The 21,012-nt window shown below is 70.8% G+C and carries 19 protein-coding genes; 3 read left to right on the top strand and 16 right to left on the bottom strand.

Annotation, left to right across the window (positions count from 1 at the left end; translation table 11 throughout):
* Both J3P44_RS22150 and J3P44_RS22145 read left to right on the top strand, forming a co-directional pair.
* On the top strand, positions 1 to 324 hold the full coding sequence (locus J3P44_RS22150; RefSeq protein ID WP_255892669.1) for a hypothetical protein: 324 nt from the start codon (positions 1 to 3) through the stop codon (positions 322 to 324).
* A 10-nt stretch (positions 325 to 334) separates the two neighbouring features.
* Positions 335 to 5,920, top strand: coding sequence for an ATP-binding protein (locus tag J3P44_RS22145; protein ID WP_255892668.1), 5,586 nt, complete (start codon positions 335 to 337; stop codon positions 5,918 to 5,920).
* Positions 5,921 to 5,999: 79 nt separating this feature from the next.
* Here J3P44_RS22145 and J3P44_RS22140 read toward each other — a convergent pair whose 3' ends face one another.
* The 6 genes from J3P44_RS22140 to J3P44_RS22115 all read right to left on the bottom strand — a co-directional run bounded on the left by J3P44_RS22140 (position 6,000) and on the right by J3P44_RS22115 (position 10,166).
* On the bottom strand, positions 6,000 to 6,434 hold the full coding sequence (locus J3P44_RS22140; RefSeq protein WP_255892667.1) for a DUF6653 family protein: 435 nt from the start codon (positions 6,432 to 6,434) through the stop codon (positions 6,000 to 6,002).
* Between the two features lie 50 nt (positions 6,435 to 6,484).
* Positions 6,485 to 7,450: an NAD-dependent epimerase/dehydratase family protein gene (locus J3P44_RS22135; protein ID WP_255892666.1), complete on the bottom strand. Its 966-nt coding sequence runs from the start codon at positions 7,448 to 7,450 to the stop codon at positions 6,485 to 6,487.
* 26 nt (positions 7,451 to 7,476) lie between these two features.
* Positions 7,477 to 8,025: a GNAT family N-acetyltransferase gene (locus J3P44_RS22130; RefSeq protein WP_255892665.1), complete on the bottom strand. Its 549-nt coding sequence runs from the start codon at positions 8,023 to 8,025 to the stop codon at positions 7,477 to 7,479.
* Between the two features lie 32 nt (positions 8,026 to 8,057).
* The gene (locus J3P44_RS22125) at positions 8,058 to 9,005 is read right to left on the bottom strand and encodes an SPFH domain-containing protein (RefSeq protein WP_255892664.1); all 948 of its coding nucleotides are present in this window, start codon (positions 9,003 to 9,005) and stop codon (positions 8,058 to 8,060) included.
* Positions 9,006 to 9,010: 5 nt separating this feature from the next.
* A complete protein-coding gene (locus J3P44_RS22120) occupies positions 9,011 to 9,463 on the bottom strand; it encodes an NfeD family protein (RefSeq protein ID WP_255892663.1) in 453 nt (150 codons plus the stop codon).
* Between the two features lie 82 nt (positions 9,464 to 9,545).
* On the bottom strand, positions 9,546 to 10,166 hold the full coding sequence (locus J3P44_RS22115; protein ID WP_255892662.1) for a hypothetical protein: 621 nt from the start codon (positions 10,164 to 10,166) through the stop codon (positions 9,546 to 9,548).
* A gap of 84 nt (positions 10,167 to 10,250) precedes the next feature.
* Between J3P44_RS22115 and J3P44_RS22110 the strand changes: the two genes are divergently transcribed.
* Positions 10,251 to 11,264 carry an NAD(P)-dependent alcohol dehydrogenase gene (locus J3P44_RS22110; protein WP_255892661.1) on the top strand — a complete coding sequence of 338 codons (1,014 nt, stop codon included), beginning with the start codon at positions 10,251 to 10,253 and terminating at the stop codon, positions 11,262 to 11,264.
* Between the two features lie 46 nt (positions 11,265 to 11,310).
* Here J3P44_RS22110 and J3P44_RS22105 read toward each other — a convergent pair whose 3' ends face one another.
* The 10 genes from J3P44_RS22105 to chvE all read right to left on the bottom strand — a co-directional run bounded on the left by J3P44_RS22105 (position 11,311) and on the right by chvE (position 20,914).
* Positions 11,311 to 12,267 carry an ATP-binding protein gene (locus tag J3P44_RS22105; protein ID WP_255892660.1) on the bottom strand — a complete coding sequence of 319 codons (957 nt, stop codon included), beginning with the start codon at positions 12,265 to 12,267 and terminating at the stop codon, positions 11,311 to 11,313.
* 39 nt (positions 12,268 to 12,306) lie between these two features.
* Positions 12,307 to 12,762, bottom strand: a complete 456-nt coding sequence (locus J3P44_RS22100) for an SRPBCC family protein (protein WP_255892659.1) — start codon at positions 12,760 to 12,762, stop codon at positions 12,307 to 12,309.
* A 60-nt stretch (positions 12,763 to 12,822) separates the two neighbouring features.
* Positions 12,823 to 13,218 (bottom strand): VOC family protein, encoded by a 396-nt coding sequence (locus J3P44_RS22095; protein ID WP_255892658.1) that lies wholly within the window; start codon positions 13,216 to 13,218, stop codon positions 12,823 to 12,825.
* An 18-nt stretch (positions 13,219 to 13,236) separates the two neighbouring features.
* A complete protein-coding gene (locus tag J3P44_RS22090; RefSeq protein ID WP_255892657.1) occupies positions 13,237 to 13,719 on the bottom strand; it encodes a hypothetical protein in 483 nt (160 codons plus the stop codon).
* 72 nt (positions 13,720 to 13,791) lie between these two features.
* Entirely contained in the window at positions 13,792 to 14,700 is a 909-nt protein-coding gene (locus J3P44_RS22085; RefSeq protein WP_255892656.1) for an NAD-dependent epimerase/dehydratase family protein, read from the bottom strand.
* 24 nt (positions 14,701 to 14,724) lie between these two features.
* Entirely contained in the window at positions 14,725 to 15,888 is a 1,164-nt protein-coding gene (locus tag J3P44_RS22080) for an ROK family transcriptional regulator (protein ID WP_255892655.1), read from the bottom strand.
* Positions 15,885 to 16,844, bottom strand: coding sequence for an aldose epimerase family protein (locus J3P44_RS22075; RefSeq protein WP_255892654.1), 960 nt, complete (start codon positions 16,842 to 16,844; stop codon positions 15,885 to 15,887). The genes J3P44_RS22080 and J3P44_RS22075 overlap by 4 nt, the downstream gene beginning before the upstream one ends.
* A 2-nt stretch (positions 16,845 to 16,846) precedes the next feature.
* Positions 16,847 to 18,151 (bottom strand): multiple monosaccharide ABC transporter permease, encoded by a 1,305-nt coding sequence (mmsB, locus tag J3P44_RS22070; protein ID WP_255892653.1) that lies wholly within the window; start codon positions 18,149 to 18,151, stop codon positions 16,847 to 16,849.
* An 8-nt stretch (positions 18,152 to 18,159) separates the two neighbouring features.
* Positions 18,160 to 19,689, bottom strand: a complete 1,530-nt coding sequence (gene mmsA / locus J3P44_RS22065) for a multiple monosaccharide ABC transporter ATP-binding protein (protein WP_255892652.1) — start codon at positions 19,687 to 19,689, stop codon at positions 18,160 to 18,162.
* A gap of 127 nt (positions 19,690 to 19,816) precedes the next feature.
* Positions 19,817 to 20,914 (bottom strand): multiple monosaccharide ABC transporter substrate-binding protein, encoded by a 1,098-nt coding sequence (gene chvE, locus J3P44_RS22060; RefSeq protein WP_255892651.1) that lies wholly within the window; start codon positions 20,912 to 20,914, stop codon positions 19,817 to 19,819.
* Positions 20,915 to 21,012: the final 98 nt, after the last annotated feature.

The following is a 21,012-nucleotide window of genomic DNA, read 5'->3' as shown; positions in this document are numbered from 1 at the left end:
GTGCACGGCGACTCCTACGACGACGCTCCGGACCCGGGCGAGGACCGCGACCCGTTCGAGGTGTTCGCCGGCGACCGGACCGCAGCCGTGCGGCTTCGCGCCAACCTCACCCGCATCGCCCAGGAACACCCCGGCACCCCGGTCGAAGCCATCGCCAACGAGGTCCTCGCCGGACGCCGGTCCATCCGGGACCTGGCCGACGACCCCGACTTCTCGAAGGTCATCAAGGACGGCGTCGACGACTACCGCCGCTACGTCGACACCCTGACCCCGGCGGAGCGTGCCGAGATGGTCGAGAACGCGAAGAGCGCCCGCGACCAGTAACCTCACAGGCGTGACAGTCTCGCGAGGCGGAACCGGAGAGCGGACCGTCGAGTCCGAAAGTCCCAGGTTGTTCACCCGAGTGGCGATCGTGAATCGCGGCGAGGCTGCGATGCGGCTGATACACGCCGTCCGCGACCTCAACGCGCACGGTGGTGCGACTCCTGTGCGGACGATCGCGCTCTACACCGACGAGGAGCGTACGGCGATGTTCGCGCGGGAGGCCGACGAGGCCTACCCGTTGGGTCCTGCCTCGGCCCGCCCCTACATCGACCTCGCCGTCCTCGAGCGGGTGCTCGTCGAGTGCGCGGCAGACGCGGTCTGGGTGGGCTGGGGGTTCGTCGCCGAGGACCCTGCCTTCGCCGACCTGTGCGAGCGCCTCGGCGTGACCTTCATCGGTCCCAGCGCCGACGCGATGCGCCGGCTGGGCGACAAGATCGGATCCAAGCTCCTCGCGCAGGAGGTCGGCGTGCCGGTCGCCCCGTGGAGCGGCGGCGGCGTCGACACGCTGGAAGCGGCGCTGGCCGCTGCCGAACGCATCGGCTACCCGCTCATGCTCAAGGCGACCGCCGGAGGGGGCGGCAGAGGCATCCGTAGGGTCGACTCGGCGGCCGAGCTCGAGGACGCCTACCAGCGGACCCGGGACGAGGCGGAGCGCGCCTTCGGCAGCGGCGTGGTCTTCCTCGAGCGCCTGGTGACCGGCGCCCGGCACGTCGAGGTCCAGCTGATCGCCGACGGTCACGGCACGGCGTGGGCCGTCGGAGTCCGCGACTGCACCGTGCAGCGGCGCAACCAGAAGGTGATCGAGGAGTCGGCGTCGCCGCTGCTCGACCCGAGCCAGACCGAGGAGGTCAAGGCGTCCGCCGAGCGGCTGGCCCTCGCCGTGGGCTACGTCGGCGCCGGCACGGTCGAGTTCCTCTACCACCCGGGCGAGCGGTCGTTCGCCTTCCTCGAGGTCAACACCCGCCTCCAGGTGGAGCACCCGATCACCGAGGCGACGACCGACCTCGACCTCGTCCAGGCGCAGCTGCACGTCGCGGCCGGTGGCCGACTCGTCGGACCGAAGCCGCAGGAGCGGGGACACGCCGTCGAGGCCCGGCTCAACGCCGAGGACCCGGACCGCGACTTCGCCCCGTCCCCCGGACGGATCGCGCTGCTCGACCTGCCCTCGGGGCCCGGCATCCGCGTCGACACCGGCGTCGGCGAGGGCGACACCATCCCCGCCGACTTCGACTCGATGATCGCCAAGATCATCGCCTACGGCCGCACCCGCGACGAGGCCCTGGCCCGGCTCCGTCGGGCGATGGCCGAGACCACCGTGGTGATCGAGGGCGGCGCCACCAACAAGAGCTTCATCCTCGACCTCCTCGACCAGTCCGAGGTGGTCGACGGCAAGGCCGGCTGGGCCGACACGAGCTGGATCGACCGGGTCCGGGCCGAGGGACGACTCGTCGTCCACGAGCACTCCGGCATCGCCGTGGTCGCCGCGGGCATCGAGGCGTACGAGGACGAGGCCCAGGTCGAGATCACCCGCCTGCTGGAGAGCGCCCACGGCGGCCGTCCCCAGGTCCAGCACAAGGTCGGCCGGGCGGTCGACTTCAAGCTGCGCGGCACGGCCTACAAGGTCACCGTCCTCCAGATCGGTCAGCACCGGTTCCGGGTGAACGTTGCGGCGGGCGGTGTGGAGCACGTCGTGGTCGCCGACGTCGAGCGGCTCGACGAGTTCCACACCCGGCTGACGGTCGGCGACAGGCGCTACCGGCTCGTCACCGCCACCCACGGGCCGGTCCACCTGATCGAGGTCAACGGGGTGGCCCACCGGGTCAGCCGCGACGAGGGCGGGGTCCTCCGCTCACCGGCGCCCGCGCTGGTCGTGGCCTCTCCCGTCGTGGTCGGCGACGTGGTAGCGGCCGGAGCCCCCGTGCTGGTCCTCGAGAGCATGAAGATGGAGACGGTGCTGCGGGCGCCGTTCGCAGCGAAGGTCCGTGAGCTCCTGGTCATGACCGGCAGTCAGGTCGAGACCGGTGCCCCCCTGGTGCGTCTCGAGCCCGTCGAGGAGGACGCCACCGAGGAGGCCGCAGCGCCGTCCGACGAGGCCGGACCGGTCCTCGACCTGCCGCCGTCCGTGCCGGCCACGTCCGCGCAGGACCGTGCCGCGCGGAGCCGCGGCGACGTCGCGGCGATGGTCATGGGGTACGACGTGGACCCCAGCGAGGACGGCGACGTGGTCGCCGACTACCTCGCTGTCCGCGACGAGCTCGTCGCGTCAGGCATCGACGTGGTGACCGACGAGATCGAGCTGCTCGGCCTGTTCGCCGACCTCGCCGAGCTGAGCCGCAACCGCCCCGCCGGTGAGGACCTGCACACCGAGCTCCGGGTGCACAGCTCGAAGGAGCACTTCCACGCCTTCCTACAGAGCCTGGACCCCGACCGCGGCGGCCTCCCGCAGCAGTTCCGCGACCGGCTGGCCCGGGTCCTCGCCCACTACGGCGTGACCGACTGGGACCGGACGCCCGAGCTGGAGGAGGCGGTGTTCCGGATCTTCCTGGCGCAGCAGCGGTCCGCCCCCGAGGTGCACATGGCGACCGCGCTCCTCCAGCGCTGGATCGCCGAGCCTCCTCCGCCCCCCGAGCTCGCGGGCTCGGTGCGTGACCTGCTGGAGCGTCTCGTCCGGTCCACACAGCTCCGGTTCCCGGCGGTCGGCGACCTCGCCCGGAGCACCCGCTTCCGCTGGTTCGACCAGCCGCTGGTCGACGCGGAGCGCTCCAGCGTCCTGGCCGGCGTCCGCGACGAGGTGGCGGCCCTCGCTGCCGATCCCGACGCTCCCGACCGGACCGCACGGCTGGAAGCGCTGGCCGCCATCCCCGAGCAGATCGTGCAATACCTCGCCGAGCGCCTCGAGGCCGGCGTACCCGAGCAGGAGCCGATGCTCGAGGTGCTCGTACGCCGCCACTACCGCGAGCACGACCTGCACGGCCCACGGTCGTTCGTGCGCGACGGTCGCCCCTTCGCCGTGGCCGACTACGTCCTCGACGACCGCCCCACCCGGGTGGTCTCCACCGTCGGCACCGTCGCCGAGCTCGGCGATCCGGGCAGCGCGTTGGTCCGGGCCATCGGCGAGGAGGTCGCCTCCCGGGAGGCGGGTCACCACGTGGTGCTCGACCTCTACGTGCACTGGCCGAAGGCCCCCGAGGCGGCGGACCAGGCCAGCGAGGAGCTCGCCCCGATCGTCGGCGCACTCCCCTTCGCCCACGACGTACGCCGCGTCGCGGTCGCGGTCTGCCCCGGCGAAGGACGGCCGGTCAACTACTTCACCTACCGTCCACTCGCCGACGACGGGATCGTCGAGGACGACCTGGTCCGCGGCGTGCACCCGATGGTCGGTCGTCGGCTCGACCTGTGGCGGCTGCGCGACTTCCACGTCACCCGGCTCGAGGCGCCCGAGGACGTGCTCCTCTACGAGTGCGTCGCGAGGGAGAACGCCAGCGACCGCCGGCTCGTCGCCCTGGCCCAGGTCCGCCAGCTCGCCGTCGTCCGCGACGAGGACGGCAGGGTCACCGGCCTGCCCCACGCGGAGCGAGCGGTGGAGAACTGCCTCGAGGCCATCCGCCGCGTCCGTGCGTCACGCGGGGCGGCCGGTGGCAAGCTCGACACCAACCATGTGTGGGTCCAGGTGTGGCCGATCGTCGACGCCGACGTCGAGCAGCTGACCACCCTGCAGGGCAAGATCACCCCGCTCACCGACGGGGCCGGCATCGAGGAGGTGCTCGCGCAGGGCCGGGTGATCGGCCCCGACGGCAGCCCCTCGCCCATCGCGATCCGGTTCCACGCGCGTCCCGGCGCCGGCGTGATGGCGTCGATCGAAGGTCCGCCGACCGAACGCCTCAAGCCGCTCGACGAATACTCCGGCAAGGTCGTCCGCGCTCGTCGCCGCGGCCTTGTCTACCCCTACGAGCTCGCGGGGGTGCTCACCGGGCCGGAGGGCGGCTTCGTCGAGCACGACCTCGACGACACCGGTGCCTTGGTGCCCGTCGACCGGGCCCCCGGGCTGAACAAGGCCGGGATCCTGGTCGCCGTCGTGACCACCCCCACCGAGCTGCACCCGGAGGGGGTCACCCGCGTCGTGCTCTGCGGCGACCCGACGAAGGCGCTCGGCGCGGTGGCCGAGCCCGAGTGCGCACGCGTCATCGCCGCGATCGACCTCGCCGAGCGGATGCAGGTGCCGGTGGAGTGGTACGCGCTCTCCGCGGGCGCCCGGATCTCGATGGACTCCGGCACGGAGAACATGGACTGGGTCGCAGCCGGACTCAAGCGGATCATCGAGTTCACCCAGGCCGGCGGCGAGATCAACGTCGTGGTCGCGGGCATCAACGTCGGAGCGCAGCCCTACTGGAACGCCGAGGCGACGATGCTCATGCACACCAAGGGGATCCTGGTGATGACCCCGGACAGCGCGATGGTGCTGACCGGGAAGCAGTCGCTCGACTTCTCCGGCGGCGTGTCCGCGGAGGACAACTTCGGCATCGGTGGCTACGACCGGGTGATGGGCCCCAACGGCCAGGCGCAGTACTGGGCGCCCGACCTGGCCGGCGCCTTCGGCGTGCTGATGGCTCACTACGACCACACGTACGTCGTGCCCGGAGAGTCGCGGCCGCGACAGGCCCCCACCACCGACCCGGCGGACCGCGACGTCTCGTCGTTCCCGCACGTGTCAGCCGACAGCGACTTCACCACCGTCGGCGAGATCTTCTCCGCGACCTCCAACCCGGACCGCAAGAAGGCCTTCGACATCCGCACGGTCATGCGGGCCCTGGCCGACCAGGACCACCCGACGCTGGAGCGCTGGGCCGGGATGGCCGACGCCGACACGGCCGTGGTCCAGGACGCCCATGTCGGCGGCTATCCCGTGTGCCTGCTCGGGATCGAGTCGCGGCCGGTTCCACGACGGGGGTTCCCGCCCACCGACGGGCCGGACATCTACACCGCCGGCACGCTGTTCCCCCGCTCCTCCAAGAAGGCGGCCCGGGCGATCAACGCGGCCAGCGGCAACCGTCCGCTCGTCGTGCTGGCCAACCTCTCCGGCTTCGACGGGTCGCCCGACTCGATGCGCAACCTCCAGCTGGAGTACGGCGCGGAGATCGGTCGTGCCATCGTCAACTTCGACGGTCCGATCGTCTTCTGCGTCATCTCGCGCTACCACGGCGGCGCCTTCGTGGTCTTCTCCAAGGCGCTGAACCCCCGCATGACCGTGCTCGCCCTCGAGGGCTCGTACGCATCGGTCATCGGTGGTGCCCCGGCGGCTGCCGTCGTGTTCGCGGGCGAGGTCGAGAAGCGCACCTCGGCTGACCCTCGAGTCCGGGACCTCGAGGGCCGGATCGCCAGCGCCAGTGGACCGGAGCGGAGTCGCCTGGTCGTCGAGCTCGCCGACCTGAGGGCGGCGGTGCGCCCGGAGAAGATCGGCGAGGTCGCCGCGGAGTTCGACGGCGTCCACGACATCCACCGGGCCGTCCAGGTGGGCTCGGTGGACGAGGTGATCTCGGTCGCCCGGCTCCGCCCGCGGGTGATCGAGGCGATCAGGAGCGGGCTCGACGGGGCCTAGGAATGAGCGGGGTGTTGATGCCACGACGTCATACGAACGGGGCCATCCCTTGCGCCGACCGGATGACATCCCGACCTGCTCAGGTCCTTGACCGCACCCCACGGTGGCGGTCGTAGTAGCGGGCCATCAGCTCCCAGTACGCCAGCAGCAGCCCCATCTCCAAGGCGGTGGCTACCAGGGCCGGCACCACGCGACGCCGGCGGGCGGCGACCAGAGCGAGAAGTCCCGCGGCGGTAGCGGCGACGTCGACAGCCATTGCAGAGTCCATCGGCCGCTCGGCGATCCATTGCTCCTCGCCCAGCACCGCCCGCGTCGCCCATGCCCGCGCGTGCGCGGGCTTGCCAAAGACGACCGGGTTGACGGCCATCCATACGCCCACCAGGGCGGCGTCGCGCCAGCTGCGTCGCCATACCGGGACGAGCATCAGCGGTGCGCTCGCCCACCTCGTCCACGCGCTCCAGGGGTTGCTGTGCCGCGCGAACACGGCCCGCTTGACGTTTCGCCAGTCCTCCATGGACCGCTCCTCTCAACCTGTCGTGCACACCGCCGATCTGCCCTTCGAGGTCAACCCCGGGCCATCTCCAGGCGTACGGTCTCGGCGATGCCCTCACGCACGGGTCGCGACGTCCAGCCGAGCTCGGTCTCGGCCTTGGTGCTGTCGCCGAAGTAGGTCGCCATGCCGGCGCGTGCTGCCTCGGCGGTCAGGGCCTGCGGGATCGGCACGATCCGCTCGAGCGGCGCGGTCATCGCGGCCGCCACCCGGACCAGGCTGTTCGGAAGCAGGATCGGCCGGCGCCTGCCGGCTTCGCGGGCGACCAGTCCCAGGATCTCGGCGTACGACACCCGCTCACCGGCCAGCATGTACGACTCGCCTGGGCGTCCCTTCTCCATGGCCAGGACGTGCCCGCGAGCGACGTCGTGCACGTGGGCCCACGAGCACCCGCCGTCCTTCGGTCCGAGGACCGGTCGTCCCCCGATGATCTGCCTGGTCAGCTGCCCGAGGGTGCTGCCGGTGTCGCCCGGGCCGTAGACCACGCTGGGCATGACGATCACGAGGGGCAGACCCCGGGTGGCGTACTCCTCGGCGAGGCGGTGCGCCTCCGCCTTGGTCCGGTCGTACTCCGTCACCCACGTGCCGCGGTGCAGGTACGCCTCGTCGCGAACGACGCCTCGGGTGTCGGAGTTGATCGCGAGCGTGCTGGTGTACACCGTCCGCACTCCGGCGCGTAGCGCCGCCTCCAACGCGTTGCGCGTGCCGGTGACGTTCACTGCCCGCAGTCGCTCGTGCTCGCGCCGTCCGTGCTTGTACCAGCCGGCGACGTGGAAGAACCCGTCCGCACCTTCCAGCAAGCGATCCAGCGCAGCGCTGACGTAGAGGTCTCCGACGACCAGCTCCACCCCGAGGTCGCGGAGGCCGGCTGCCCTCGCGGGGTCGCGGACCAACGCCACCAGGTCGTGCCCCGAGGAGCGCAGCTGGCGTGCCAGCTCCCCGCCCAGGAAGCCGGTCGCCCCCGTCATCGCGTAGCGCATGGACCCATCATCCTCCGACGAATCTGTTACTGACCCCCGCCGTCCCCGTGCCACGGCCGCGGGTCGGTCCGCAGGAGCGAGTAGAGCAACACGTCCTGGTTGCGGCCGTCGTTGAAGAACGCGCCGCGTATGGTCCCTTCCAGCACGAATCCGCACTTCTCGGCGATACGCCGTGAGGCGGCGTTCTCGCCGACGATGACCAGGTGGATCCGGTGCTCCTTCTTCGCGCCGAAGAGGTAGTCCACGAGCAGCTGGACCGCCTCGGTCACGAAGCCACGTCCGGCGTGCTGGTCGGCGTAGAGCTGGTAGGACAGCTCGAACGCGTCCCAGTAGGAGACCGGGTGGAAGAACTCGATGTGACCGGCGATCTCGCCCTCGGAGGACTCGATGACGAGCATCCCCTCGGTCTTCTGCCAGAAGCCGTGCTCGGCGAACTCTCGACGGAAGGCCGTCTGCGACATGACCCCGAGAGGGAAGTACGCACCACGGTTGCGAATGTCGGTGTGCGCGTCGTACAGCGCGTCCAGGTCTGCCTCGCGGACCGGGCGCAGAGTGACGGACTGACCTACCAGCACGGCCTCAGCCTAGGTCCAGGCGGCTTTCGAGGTCAGGCGCCGAGGGTGTGCGGCCGGACCTGCGGCGCCTCCACCTGCGGCTCGGCCGGCGCGTCCACGTCCCCGCGCTCACTCCCCCGGTCGCCGGTGAAGGCCGACGTCACGGTCCGCATCGCCTCGCTGAGCTCGCCCGGGATCACGAAGTAGCCGTTGCCGTGCTCCGCGAGGCGGGGAAGCATCTCGAGGTACTTGTAGGCCAGGACCTGGGGGTCGGCGTCGTTGGCGTGGACCGCCTGGAACACCCGCTCCAGCGCCCTGGCCTCGCCGTCGGCGTCCAGGACCTTCGCCTGCTGACGTCCCTCCGCCTCCAGGATCAGCTTGTTGCGGGTGCCCTCCGCGGTGAGGATCAACGCCTGCCGCTGCCCCTCGGCCTGGAGGATCACCGCACGCTTGTCGCGTTCCGCACGCATCTGCTTCTCCATCGCCTCCTGGATGCTGCGGGGCGGGTCGATCGCCTTGATCTCCACCCGGTTGACCCGGATGCCCCACTTGCCGGTGGCCTCGTCGAGCACCTCGCGCAGCCGCACGTTGATGGTCTCCCGGGAGGTGAGGGTGCTCTCGAGGTCCATCGAGCCGATGAGGTTGCGCAGGGTCGTGACGGTGAGCTGGTCGATCGCCTGGAGGTAGTTGGTCACCTCGTACGCGGCAGCCCGCGGGTCGGTGATCTGGTAGTAGAGGACGGTGTCGATGGCGACCACCAGGTTGTCCTCCGTGATGACCGGCTTCGGGTCCGAGGAGTAGACGTGCTCGCGCACGTCGAGCCTGGTGTTCACCCGGTCGACCAGCGGGATGATGAGGTTCAGGCCCGGCTGCAAGGTCCGCTGGTAGCGGCCGAACCTCTCGATGTTGTAGCGCCTGGCCTGCGGGACGATCCGGATGGACGACGCCACCAGGAAGGCGATCAGGACGGCCAGGACGGCGAGTGGCACCAACAGCTCCATCGCGCTCACTCCTCTGAGGGTCGGGGCAGGGGTCGGGGGTCGGACAGGGGCACGCGCGGGTGCACCAGTGCAGTGGCACCCTGGATCTCGAAGACGTCGACGCGCACACCCGGAGGGATCACGAGGTCCTCGTCGTAGGGCCGGGCCGACCAGTCCTCACCGGAGAGGTGCACCACCCCGCCGCTCGAGCTCACCTCGTGGGTGACCACCGCTGACCGCCCGACCAGGGCGTCAGTGCCGTCGCGGGTCACCGGCGGGAGCGCCAGGTGCCGCTTCGCGATCGGGCGGACCGCCACGAGGCCGATCCCGCCCGCGACGGCGAACGCGAGCAGCTGGATCGGGACCGATGCTCCGAGGCCGGCCGCGACCGCGGCGACGAGCGCCGCGCCCGCCAGCAGGCCGAACGCCAGCGTCAGCGTGAGGGACTCCACCACGCCGAGGACAACCGCTGCGATCAACCAGGCAATCCACCACATCAGACGATCTACCCCTGAACGATGCTCTCCAGCGTACGCCCGCCCCGGGTGGAAAGCGCGGCCCTCACTCGGGGCAGGTCCCACCCGTGCGCTCGTAGATCGCCTCGACGCCGGCCGACAGCCGCCTGACCCGCGGACCCTCCACCTCGAGGCCGATGAGCAACATGCAGCGGCCCTGGGTCCAGTACACGTGGCCGATGGCGTTGCCATGCAGGTCGGATCCGGTCCAGCCGGTTGCACCAGGGACCCCGGGAACGTCGAACCTCTTGATCGTCGTACCGGGAACCAGGTCCTGGATCCCCTCGTCGCTCGTCTCGTAGGCCATCCAGTCGCGCGCCCCGGCGTCGGTCTCGAACAGCAGGACGCTGCTGACGCCGGCGCCGCGCGCGCCGTCGGCGGGCTGGTAGGTCGTCGAGATGTAGCCACTGCGCCGGAGCAGGTCCGCACCGCTCTCGGGCAGGTCGAACGGCTCGCCTGAGTCGGTCTGCGGCGACGAGTACGGTGCCAGGTCTGGGACCTCGTCGGCTTTCAGGAGGTACTGGTCCAGGGCCGGTGGCGCGGCTTCGGTCGTCGCCTCTGGGCTGGTCGCATCTGGACTGCTCGTCGCGGGATCGGATCGATCTCCGCAGCCGACAAGGAGCATGCCGACGAGCCCGAGCGCGACACAGGACGCGCGAGACACCATGTCTCAGGGTCCACCCGGCCTGCGTGCGTCGCAAGCCTGTGCTCGTCGCGGTGGGGTGGCGGGCAGCTCCAGTACGGTCCGACCATGAGAGCGATCCTCCAGAAGGCCTACGGATCCGTCGACGACCTTCAGCTGGGTGAGATCGCTCGTCCGGAGCCGGCCGAGGACGAGGTGCTGGTCCGAGTGCGCGCAGCGTCCGTGCATCCGGATGTCTGGCACGTCATCGCCGGGCGACCCGCGGTGATCCGCCTCATGGGCTCCGGCGTACGGCGTCCTCATCAGCAAGTTCCCGGAACGGACCTCGCCGGGGTTGTGGAGTCCGTGGGTGGCGCGGTGACACGGTTCAGGCCGGGTGACGAAGTGTTCGGCGAGACGGTTCGCGGCTTCCAGTGGCGCAACGGGGGTGCGTTCGCTGAGTACGCCACCGCCCCCGAGGAGGCGCTGTGGCTCAAGCCTTCCGGTGCCAGCTTCGAGGAGGCGGCGGCGGTGCCGACGGCAGGGCTGATTGCCCTGAACAACCTCCCACGACGCCGAGTGGCACCCGGGTCCCGCGTCCTGGTCAACGGTGCCGCGGGCGGCGTCGGTGCGTTCGCCCTCCAGCTCGCCAAGGCCTACGGCGCGCACGTGACCGGCGTCGACCACGCGAGCAAGCTCCACCTCGTGGGCTCCCTGGGAGCGGACCGAGTCATCGACTACCGGACCGAGGACTTCACGCGCGGCTCCGAGAGGTGGGACGTCATCTTCGACGTGCCCGGCAACCACTCGTTCCGGGCGATACGCCGGGTCCTGGACGCGCATGGGAGCTACGTGCTGATCGGGCACGACGCGTTCGGCGCGGGCGGGCACCGGTGGCTCGGCAGCATCCCGCGCCTTCTCGGACTGGTGGCCCGCTCGGCTGTGACTCCCCAGCTGCGAGGTGGCTCGTTCGCGGCTCCGGACAAACGTGAGCTGCTGGGCACTCTTGCGCGGCTCATGGAGGACGGCCAGCTGCGAGTCGTGCTCGACCGCGTCTACTCCCTGGGCGAAGCCGCAGAGGCGATCCGCCATCTCATGTCCGGCCAACCCCTGGGCCGAGTCGTCCTGCGCATCGACGACTGACCGACGCGCGGCGCTCTGGCACTGGCCCCCGGGCGACCCGCCGCGGTCAAGACGTGCGCTCGCCCAGCCAGTCGGCCCACGTGGTGGGTGTCGCCCCGCGCGTCGCCTGCGCGACGATCTCGTGGGTCATCCAGGAACGGAGCTCCTGCACGCCAGGCGGTGCGGCCAGCGTCAGGAGCCGACCGTCCCGGCACAGCTCGTCGGCACGAGTGACGGCCTCGTGCAGCTGGAGGATGAGACCGCTGAACTCGCGCGGCATGGCCATGTCCACGTCCACCACCTCCTTGCCCTCCTCGCGAGCCCGCTCCGCGGTCCGGCGTCCGGTCAGTCGCGCGTGCGTGGGCGAGACCAGGAGGCCACGGATCTCTTCCGCGAGCGCGGCCGACTCGACACTGCCCTGGTCGACAGAGAGCAGCTGGAGCTCGCGCACCAGCTCGTCGAGGTGACGGTCCTGCTGGAGGCTGAGGCCGACCGGGCACTGGGCGAGCCGGACCATGACCCACTCCGGCGGCAGGTCCTCGGCTGCGGGGGCAGGGTCGGACAGAGTCGAGAGCTGCGCGTCCTGCGAGGAGTAGGCGAAGTCGTCCGGATCCACCAGCTCCGCCCACACCTGCTTGCCCCGAGCAGTCTCGTCGACACCCCAGCGGCCCGCGACCATCCCCACGATGGCCAGGCCCCGACCGGTCGCGTCCAGCTCGCTCCACTCGGGCGCATCCCCGCTCGCGTGCGTCCGCGCCTGCACCACCGCGATGCCCAGCGGACCATCGTCCTCGACGGACAGACGCACGCCCGTCGCCCGGCGCTCGAGGGTGACGTACATGAACTCGGCGCCCGCGTGCAGGGCCACGTTGGTCGTGAGCTCGCTGGCGACGAGCTCGGCGGCGTCCACGAGCCGCGACTCGCCCCACGCACCCAGGCCGTCGACCACGAAGCGGCGTGCACCCACCACACTGGCCGCGTCCGCGGCCAGGCGTACGCGCAACCTGTCCGGCGCACCGCCCATGGACAGGAGGCTAGCCGCCGCAGGCGTCCCTCGTACGCACTACTCGAAGGACTTCTGGAGTGCCTCGAGGGTGACGGTCCGCTCCTTCAGCGCCATGCGCTTCAGCACAGGTGTCGCCATCCGGTAGATCCCGTGTGCGCGCAGCTTCGCGTGGTGGCGTACGAGCGTCTCGTTGTCGCCGGTGGACTCGAGGGTGTAGCCGGGCCAGCCCTCCATCTTGATCCGGCCCGACCTGGTGCTGTCCCACCAGTGGTGGACGATCCGCCGTGGCGGGTCGAACTCGACGATCTCGCCCGGCACGAGCCCGACGGTCGTCGAGTCCTCGTACGTCGTGCCCAGCCCCGGCGGCCCGGCTGAGGTCTGCCGGGTCCGGCGCAGCATGCTGCCCTTGTCGGGCATCCACTCGTTGTGACCCTCGACGTCGGCGAGCCGTGCGAAGACCTGCTCGATGGGGGCGCGGACCGTGCGGGTGAGCTCGAACTCGGCGTCGGTCATGTGCGCCATCCTCGACCCCGCACCCCTCGGCAACAAGGCCGGTCCAGCGACGAGCTCGCGTCACTCCTCGCCGAGGGTGAACAACGTGAGCTGCATGCCGTCCGGCGCCGCCACCCGTGCGTTGCGGTCACCCCAGGGGGTCGTCACCGCGGCGGCCACCGGCGTGGCCCCGGCATCCGTCAGCCTCGACGCCATCGCGTCGGCATCGGGCACCTGAAGGGCGAGGCGCACCTTGCCCGAGACGCGCTCACCGACCTCGAGGTCGTCGACCATCGCCGCCTGGGCCTCGTCGAAGAGCTCCAAGGTGGCGCGGCCGGCGTCGAGCAGCAGCACGCGCCCCTGGTCGCTGCTCCAGTCCTGGAGCTGCGGCAGCCCGAGGGTGTCGCGGTAGAGCTTCACCGCGGCGTCGAAGTCGTCGACGGTGAGCGTGATGCGGAACTCCTGGACGTCGGTCATCAGTCCTCCTCGTGCTGGTCAGCTCGATGATCCGGGCTCAGGTGCACGTGACGTCAAGGCTCGTCCCGGACCGATGTGGAACGAGCTGATCACGGTGACGCCGTCCTGCGCGTAGAGCGGGATGTCGTAGCCGTCCGGATCGGCCGACTCCATGGCGGCGCGCGCCTCGGCCAAGGTTCGCGCGGGCTGGGGGCGATCGGTCGAGCGGACGTAGCCGAGGGTCCCGTCCACGCCGTAGGCGAGGATGAGGTCAGGTCCCGGGTCGTGCTCGTCGATGTTGGCGCCGGAGCCGTATGTCATGCCGTTGGCGTTGACGGGATAGGGCGGATGGGCGACCGCCTCGTCGGGGCGCGGCGACCGGTAGGGCTCGGGCGCCGCATCGTCCGAGACGTGCACCGCCGGGGCCGCCGTACTGTCGGGACCGGCCGTCGCGGGGCCCACGAGGACGCCTGCCACACCTCCGAGGACGAGCGCGGCGATCGATGTCGCCAGTGGCTTCACCTTTTTTGGTCCTCCTCAGGTCGCGGGTGCTGCCCGTGGGACGACGTCGCCGTGGAAGAAGTTGTCGCAGCCCTACAGCCCGGCCTTGAGCTCACCCAGCGCGTCCTCGAGGGAGACCTTCGGCGTCCAGCCCCAGCCACGGGCGCGGTCGGCGCGGATCTGGCCGGTCCAGGCAGGCTTGTCGTCCCAGGTCGGCTCGACGCCGAGGGCCTCGGTCACGGCACCCAGGTAGTCGCGCCAGGTGGCCGGGCCGCTGGCGACGTCGACCGGCGTGCACGCGCCGGCGACCGGACCGACAGAGGCGTCGTCGCCCACGGCGATCGCGCCCGTGGCGAGGTCGGCGGCGATGGCGGCGAGGTCGTCGATGTGCACCCACGCGAAGGTCTGCTCGGCGATCGCGCGCCGGCGGGACTCGGAGCGGTCGACGCTGGCGGGATGGACGGTGTTCCAGACCGACGACCGGCCTGGGCCGAGGATCGCCGGCGGTCGCAGCAGCACGCGGGTCGTACCCTCCAGCCGGCCCAGCGCGGCGTCGATGTCGCGCTTGACGACGTCGTAGTCGGGGGCCTCGTCGGACACCAGGTCGGAGTCCTCGCTGATGTCGCCGACGCCCGGGCTGCGGTCGTAGACCGCGGCTGTCGAGACGTGCACGACCAGGGGCAGGCCCGCGGACACCGCGGCCTCGGCGATCACCAGCGTGCCGTCGAGCCCGATCCGGCGCTGCGTCTCGCGGTCGCCCCCGAGCGGGTGCACCGTCGTCACCAGCGTGTCGGCGCCCGCCACCACGGTGGCCGCGAAGGACGGCTCGGTGAAGTCGCCGACGTGCTCCTCGACTCCCGGTGCGGTCGGCGCGGTGCCGACACGGCGTACGACCGCGCGCACCGTCGCACCCCCCTCGACCAGGGCGGCCACGACGTGGCTGCCCACGAGTCCGTTGGCTCCGGTCACGACGACGATGGGAGAGGTGACATGGGACGTCATGCGTCCACCATGACAGGCCACTCCTCAGGCGGGTCCCGCCGTCATCTCCCAGCTGAGGGTCGATGCGAGGTGGTCGGCAGCGGCGAGGACCGCGCCGACGAGGGTGGCGCGGCCGCCGAGCTGGCTCGCCTCCACCGGGGTGTCGACAGCCGTGCCGAGGACGTGGCGACGGAGCTCCTGACGGGCCGGTTCGAGGACCAGGTCGCCCGCGGACGCGAGCTCGCCACCTATCACGACCAAGGTGGGGCTCAGCAGGTTGACGACGCTGCCCAGGCCCCACCCGAGATTGCGTCCGGCGTCGGCGATCGCCCGGCGCGCGGACACGTTCCCGGCCTGGGCAGCGGCCACGACGTCGGCGAACGACGCGCCCGGCAGCTGCTCCTCCACCTGAGCACGGACGGCATCGGCGGACGCGTAGGACTCCAGGCAGCCCCGGCCACCGCAGCGGCACAACGGCCCTCGGTCGTCGAGCGTGAGGTGACCGACCTCGCCGGCCGTGCCGCCGCCACCGCGGAACAGGGCGCCGTCGAGGATCACGCCGCCACCCACGCCCGAGCCGACCTTGAGGTAGACCAGGCAGTCATGCCCCTGCCCGGCGCCCACCCGGTGCTCGCCGAGGGCGCCGAGGTTGGCGTCGTTCTCCACCGTCACCGGCACTCCGAGCCGGTCCGTCGCCGTCGGCGTGATGACCACGCCGTCCCAGCCGGGCAGCACGGCCGAGGAGCCCACGACGTCGTCGCGGATGGGTGCGGGCAGGCCGAGCACGAGGTGTCGCACCCCGGCACCACCGGGTGTCAGCACCGACAGCAGCTCGTGGGCGATCGTCAGGGCCTCCTCGTGCCCGTGCGGACCGACCGTGCGGCGTTCCTCGCGCAGCACCCGCCCGGACACGTCGCCGAGCGCGACCGCGACGTGCGAGCGGCCCACGTCGACCCCGGCCACGACCCCGGCATCACCGGCCAGCCGGACCGCGGACCCCCTGCGCCCGGAGGCGGGCTCGACCGCTACGAGGCCGGCCTCGGTCAGCTCGCGCACCAGCGTGGACACGGTCGCTGCCGCAAGCCCGGTGCTCCGCGCGAGGTCGGCCTGGCTCAGGCTCGTTCCGCCACCGTGGAGGCGCAGGGCGTCGAGCACCCTGCGCCGGTTGGCGTCCCGCAGGGCGGAGGTCGAGCCCGGCCCGATCGTCATCCCAGGACGTCCCGGAAGCGTGTCTCGGCCACCCACTCGTACTCCTCGCCCGGCCGGAGCACGGTCGAGGGCCACTCGGGATGGTGGACGGAGTTGGGGAAGTGCTGGGGCTCCAGCGCCACCCCGGTGCCCGCGCCCGGGTGGCCCGGGGCGGAGCGCCCCATCCCCGCGCCCGTGTAGACGTGCACGCCCGGCTGGTCGCTCCACAGCTCCATCGTCAGGTCCCCCCACGTAGAGACCAGCTCGGCGACGGGTCGCAGCCCCTCGCCCGCAACCGCGTAGGAGTGGTCGATCGGCGCCAGCTCGCCCAGCCGACGTGGGGCGCGCAGGTCGAACGCCGTCCCTTCGACGTCCGCCACCTCGCCGGTGGGCAGCCCTGTCTCGTCGACCGGCAGGTAGCTCTCGGCCGGCACCGACAGGCGCTGTCCGCAGTGCTCGACCGGCGGGCACGCCCCGTCCAGGTTGAAGTAGGGGTGGCTGGTGAGGTTGACCACCGTCGGCGCGTCCGTGCGGGCGGCGTACGTCGTCCGCAGCGTCGGCTCTGCCGCCGACCCGAGCACCTCGTAGCGGCAGCTGACCTCGAGCCTGCCGGGGAAGCCCTGGTCACCGTCCTCGCTGACCAGGGCCAGCTCGACGTGGGTGGTGGACCGGTCGGTCACCGACCACTCGCGCCGGTCGAAGCCGTCCCCGCCGTGCAGGGTGTTGCCGCGGTCGTTGACGGGCAGCTGGTGCTCCCGGCCGTCGAGCTCGAACCGCCCACCCGCGATGCGGTTGGCGTAGCGCCCGACGGTCGCGCCCAGGAAGTCCGTCGACCGGCACCGCTCCGCCTTGGGCACCGTGAGCACGACGTCGCGGAGGCCGTCGACCATCGGGACCCGCACCCGGTGCAGCGTCGCGCCGTGCTCCAGCACCTCGACGACGAGTCCACCGGGGCCGACGAGGGTCGGGTGTGGCACTGTCAGCCGCGCCCGAGTCTGCGGGGAGCGCCAGCGGTCGTGCTCGCCCCTCCCGGCGGCGGGCTGCCGTCGTCCAGCTCGTCGACCAGCTCGTCCGGCGGCGGTGCGGTGGACGCCTCCGCCTCCGCTCCGGCGCCGCCCCCGCCCGCGGTGCGCTTCTTGTTCCACACGTCGAAGGCGACAGCCGCGAGCAGCACCAAGCCCTTGATCGCCTGCTGCCAGTCGATGGAGACGCTGTTGAGCGACATGCCGTTGTTGAGCACACCCATGACGACACCGCCGATGATGGCGCCGATCACTGTGCCCACACCGCCGGTGACGGCCGCCCCGCCGATGAACGCCGCCGCGATCGCGTCGAGCTCGAAGTTGACGCCCGCCTTGGGGTTGGCGGCGGTGAGACGGGCCGTGGTGACCAGGCCGGCGAGGCCGGCCAGCATGCCCATGTTGGTCATGACGAGGAAGTCGACGCGCTTGGTGTTGACGCCCGACATCGTGGCCGCGTCGACGTTGCCGCCGATGGCGTAGACGTGCCGGCCGAAGACCGTGCGGGACATGATGAAGGTGTAGATCGCGATCAGCGCGAAGAGGATGAGGCCGACGATCGGCAGGCCGCGCGCGTCGGCGAGCAGGTAGGTGAACTGGATGATGACCGCGCCGAGGACGACCTGCTTGAGGGCGAACAGCGGGAACGGCAGGACCTCGAAGTTGTAGCGCTTGGACGCCGCCCGCTTGCGGAAGTCGAGGAGCACCATCACCGCGACCACGACGATCCCCAGCAGCATGGTCAGGTTGTGCAGGTCGGTGTCGGGCCCGATCTCGGGCAGGAAGCCGTTGCCCATCTTCTTGAAGTTGTCGGGCAGGCCCCCCACGGTCGCGCCCTCGAGGACGACGAGGGTGAGGCCGCGGAACAGCAGCATGCTGGCCAGGGTCACGATGAACGCCGGGATCCCGACGTACGCGACCCAGAAGCCGTGCCACGCACCGATCAGCGCACCGAGGGCCAGGCAGATCAGCACCGCCAGGAACCACGGCACGTCGTACTTGGTCATCATGATCGCGCCGGCGGCTCCGACGAAGGCCGCCACCGAGCCGACCGACAGGTCGATGTGGCGGGCCACGATCACGATCACCATGCCGATGGCGAGGATGAGGATCTGGGCGTTCTGGACGACCAGGTTGGAGACGTTGAGCGGCTTGAGCAGCACGCCGTCGGTCGTCACCTGGAAGAGGACGACGATCGCCGCGAGGGCGATGATCATGCCGTACTGGCGGATGTTGCCGCGCACGATGTTGGTCAGGGTGCTCATCAGTTCTCCTAGCGGGCGTCCGCGGTCATGTAGCGCATGAGTGACTCCTGGGTCGCGTCCTCACGGCTGAACTCGTGGGTGATCACGCCCTCGGCGAGCGTGTAGATCCGGTCGCAGAGCCCCAGGAGCTCCGGCAGCTCCGAGGAGATCACCAGGACGCCCTTCCCCTCACGGGCGAGCGACTGGATGATGCCGTAGATCTCGAACTTCGCGCCGACGTCGATGCCGCGGGTCGGCTCGTCGAGGATCAGCAGCTGGGGGTCGGTGTACATCCACTTCGACAGCACCACCTTCTGCTGGTTGCCGCCCGACAGCTTGCGCACGCCGGCGGTGATCGTGGGTGCCTTGATGTTGAAGCTCGTGCGGTAGCGCTCGGCGACGACGACCTCCTCGCGCTCGTCGACCGTCAGGCCGCGCCGCAGCTTGTCGAGGGCGGCGGCGCTGATCGAGGTCTTGATGTCGTCGAGCAGGTTGAGGCCGAGGCCCTTGCGGTCCTCGCTGACATAGGCGATGCCTGCCTTGATCGCGTCGGTGACCGACTTGAGGTGCAGCTCCTTGCCGTCGAGGCGCATCGTGCCCTGGGTGCGGCTGCCATAGGAGCGACCGAAGATGCTGCGGGCGAGCTCGGTGCGGCCGGCACCCATGAGGCCGGCGATCCCGACGATCTCGCCGTGGCGCACCGCGAGGTCGACGTCCTTGATCACGACGCGGCTGTGGTCCTGCGGGTGCATGACCGTCCAGTCGCGCACCTCGAGGAGGACCTCGCCGATGGACGGGGCGTGATCGGGGAAGCGGTGCTCGAGGTCGCGGCCCACCATCCCGCGGATGATGCGGTCCTCGTCGACGTCGCCGGCGCTGACGTCGAGGGTCTCGATGGTGCGGCCGTCGCGGATGATCGTGATGGCGTCGGAGACTCGCTCGATCTCGTTGAGCTTGTGGCTGATCATGATCGACGTGATGCCCTTGCCCTGCAGGCCCTTGAGGAGGTCGAGCAGGTGGGTGGAGTCGTCGTCGTTCAGCGCGGCGGTCGGCTCGTCGAGGATGAGGAGCTTGACCTCCTTGCTCAGCGCCTTGGCGATCTCGACGAGCTGCTGCTTGCCGATGCCGAGGTGCTTGACCGGAGTGAGGGGGTTCTCCCGCAGCCCCACGCGCGCCATCAGCTCGATGGCGCGGTGGTTGGCCTCGTCCCAGCTGATCACGCCACGCGTGGACGTCTCGTTGCCGAGGAAGATGTTCTCCGCGATCGAGAGCTCGGGGATCAGCGCCAGCTCCTGGTGGATGATGACGACGCCCGCGGACTCGCTCTGCCGGATGTTGGAGAACTCGATGGGCTTGCCCTCGAAGACGATCTCGCCGTCGTAGGAGCCGTGCGGGTAGACGCCACTGAGCACCTTCATCAGTGTCGACTTGCCCGCGCCGTTCTCCCCGCAGATCGCGTGGATCGCGCCCCGCTGGACGGTGAGGGTGACGTCGTCGAGCGCGAGCACGCCGGGGAACCTCTTGGTGATGCCTCGCATCTCCAGGATCGGCTCGGCCATGGGCACCTTCCTACTGGTCAGGCCTGCTGCTCAGGCCTAGTGGTCAGGCCTGCTGGTCAGGGGGTCCGTCCGCGAGCGGACGACGGTACCGGGGGCGGGCCCGGGGTCTCCAGGCCCGCCCTCGGGGTCACTTCAGCTCGTCCTCGGTGTAGTAGCCCGAGTCGACGAGCACGGCCTGGACATCGTCCTTGAAGACGACGACCGGGTCGAGGAGGTAGGACGGCACGACCTTCACGCCGTTGTCGTAGGTCTCCGTGTCGTTGACCTCGGGCTCCTCGCCGTCACCGAGGGCGGTGATCATGTCGACGGTGACCTTGGCCAGCTCGCGGGTGTCCTTGAAGATCGTCGCGTACTGCTCGCCGGCGAGGATCGACTTCACCGACTGAACCTCGGCGTCCTGGCCGGAGACGACCGGGAGCTCCTTGCCGCCGCCGCCGTAGCCGTTGCCCTGGAGGGCGGCGATGATCCCGAGGGACAGTCCGTCGTAGGGCGAGAGCACGCCCTCGACCGTCTCCGAGGAGTACGTCCCGGTGAGGATGTCCTCCATGCGCTTCTGCGCGGTGGCCGGGTCCCAGCGCAGGATCGCGGCCTGGTCGAAGTCGGTCTGGCCCGAGGGGACGACGATGTCGCCGGACTCGATCATCGGCTCGAGGACGGACATGGCGCCGTCCCAGAAGAAGGTGGCGTTGTTGTCGTCGGGCGATCCCGCGAAGAGCTCGACGTTGTAGGGGGCCTTGCCTCGCTCCTCGAGGCCCTGCACCAGCGACTCGGCCTGCAGCACGCCGACCTCGAAGTTGTCGAAGGTCGTGTAGTAGTCGACGGCGTCCGAGTCCCGGATGAGCCGGTCGTAGGCGATGATGTCGATGTCCTGGCTCTCGGCGGTCGCGAGGACCTCGCCGAGCGCGGTGCCGTCGATGGCCGCGATCACCAGGGTGTCGGCGCCCTTGGTGATCATGTTCTCGACCTGCGAGACCTGGGTGGGGATGTCGTCCTCGGCGTACTGGAGGTCGACGGTGTAGCCCTCTGCCTCGAGCTGCTCCTTGATGTTGTTGCCGTCAGCGATCCACCGCTCCGACGACTTGGTCGGCATCGCGACACCAATGGTGCCCTTGCCGCCGTCGCCGCCGTCGCTGCCGCTGCCGCCGGCCGAGTCATCGTCCCCACCGCAGGCGGCGAGGGACAAGGCGAGGCCGCCGGCAATGATCGTGGTGATTAGCTTGCGCATGCACCTGCTCCATTCAACTGTGCGGGAGTCCGGGAAGGTCCCGGTCTCGTAACCAGCACCAGTGCGGTGCCGGTGGTCTGTGGGTGGGGCCGCGGCGC

The organism is Nocardioides astragali (genome assembly GCF_024436375.1).
Lineage (GTDB): Bacteria > Actinomycetota > Actinomycetes > Propionibacteriales > Nocardioidaceae > Nocardioides > Nocardioides astragali.
This window is presented reverse-complemented; position numbering and strand designations above follow the sequence as displayed.

Excerpts from the sequence above, each read along its gene's own strand:
- J3P44_RS22100 (WP_255892659.1), bottom strand. The coding sequence starts at position 12,762 with ATGACCGACGCCGAGTTCGAGCTCACCCGCACGGTCCGCGCCCCCATC.
- J3P44_RS22095 (WP_255892658.1), bottom strand. The coding sequence starts at position 13,218 with ATGACCGACGTCCAGGAGTTCCGCATCACGCTCACCGTCGACGACTTC.
- J3P44_RS22115 (WP_255892662.1), bottom strand. The coding sequence starts at position 10,166 with ATGGTGTCTCGCGCGTCCTGTGTCGCGCTCGGGCTCGTCGGCATGCTC.
- J3P44_RS22110 (WP_255892661.1), top strand. The coding sequence starts at position 10,251 with ATGAGAGCGATCCTCCAGAAGGCCTACGGATCCGTCGACGACCTTCAG.
- J3P44_RS22105 (WP_255892660.1), bottom strand. The coding sequence starts at position 12,267 with ATGGGCGGTGCGCCGGACAGGTTGCGCGTACGCCTGGCCGCGGACGCG.
- J3P44_RS22080 (WP_255892655.1), bottom strand. The coding sequence starts at position 15,888 with ATGACGATCGGGCCGGGCTCGACCTCCGCCCTGCGGGACGCCAACCGG.
- mmsA (WP_255892652.1), bottom strand. The coding sequence starts at position 19,689 with ATGGCCGAGCCGATCCTGGAGATGCGAGGCATCACCAAGAGGTTCCCC.
- J3P44_RS22125 (WP_255892664.1), bottom strand. The coding sequence starts at position 9,005 with ATGGAGCTGTTGGTGCCACTCGCCGTCCTGGCCGTCCTGATCGCCTTC.
- chvE (WP_255892651.1), bottom strand. The coding sequence starts at position 20,914 with ATGCGCAAGCTAATCACCACGATCATTGCCGGCGGCCTCGCCTTGTCC.
- mmsB (WP_255892653.1), bottom strand. The coding sequence starts at position 18,151 with ATGAGCACCCTGACCAACATCGTGCGCGGCAACATCCGCCAGTACGGC.
- J3P44_RS22085 (WP_255892656.1), bottom strand. The coding sequence starts at position 14,700 with ATGACGTCCCATGTCACCTCTCCCATCGTCGTCGTGACCGGAGCCAAC.
- J3P44_RS22135 (WP_255892666.1), bottom strand. The coding sequence starts at position 7,450 with ATGCGCTACGCGATGACGGGGGCGACCGGCTTCCTGGGCGGGGAGCTG.
- J3P44_RS22140 (WP_255892667.1), bottom strand. The coding sequence starts at position 6,434 with ATGGAGGACTGGCGAAACGTCAAGCGGGCCGTGTTCGCGCGGCACAGC.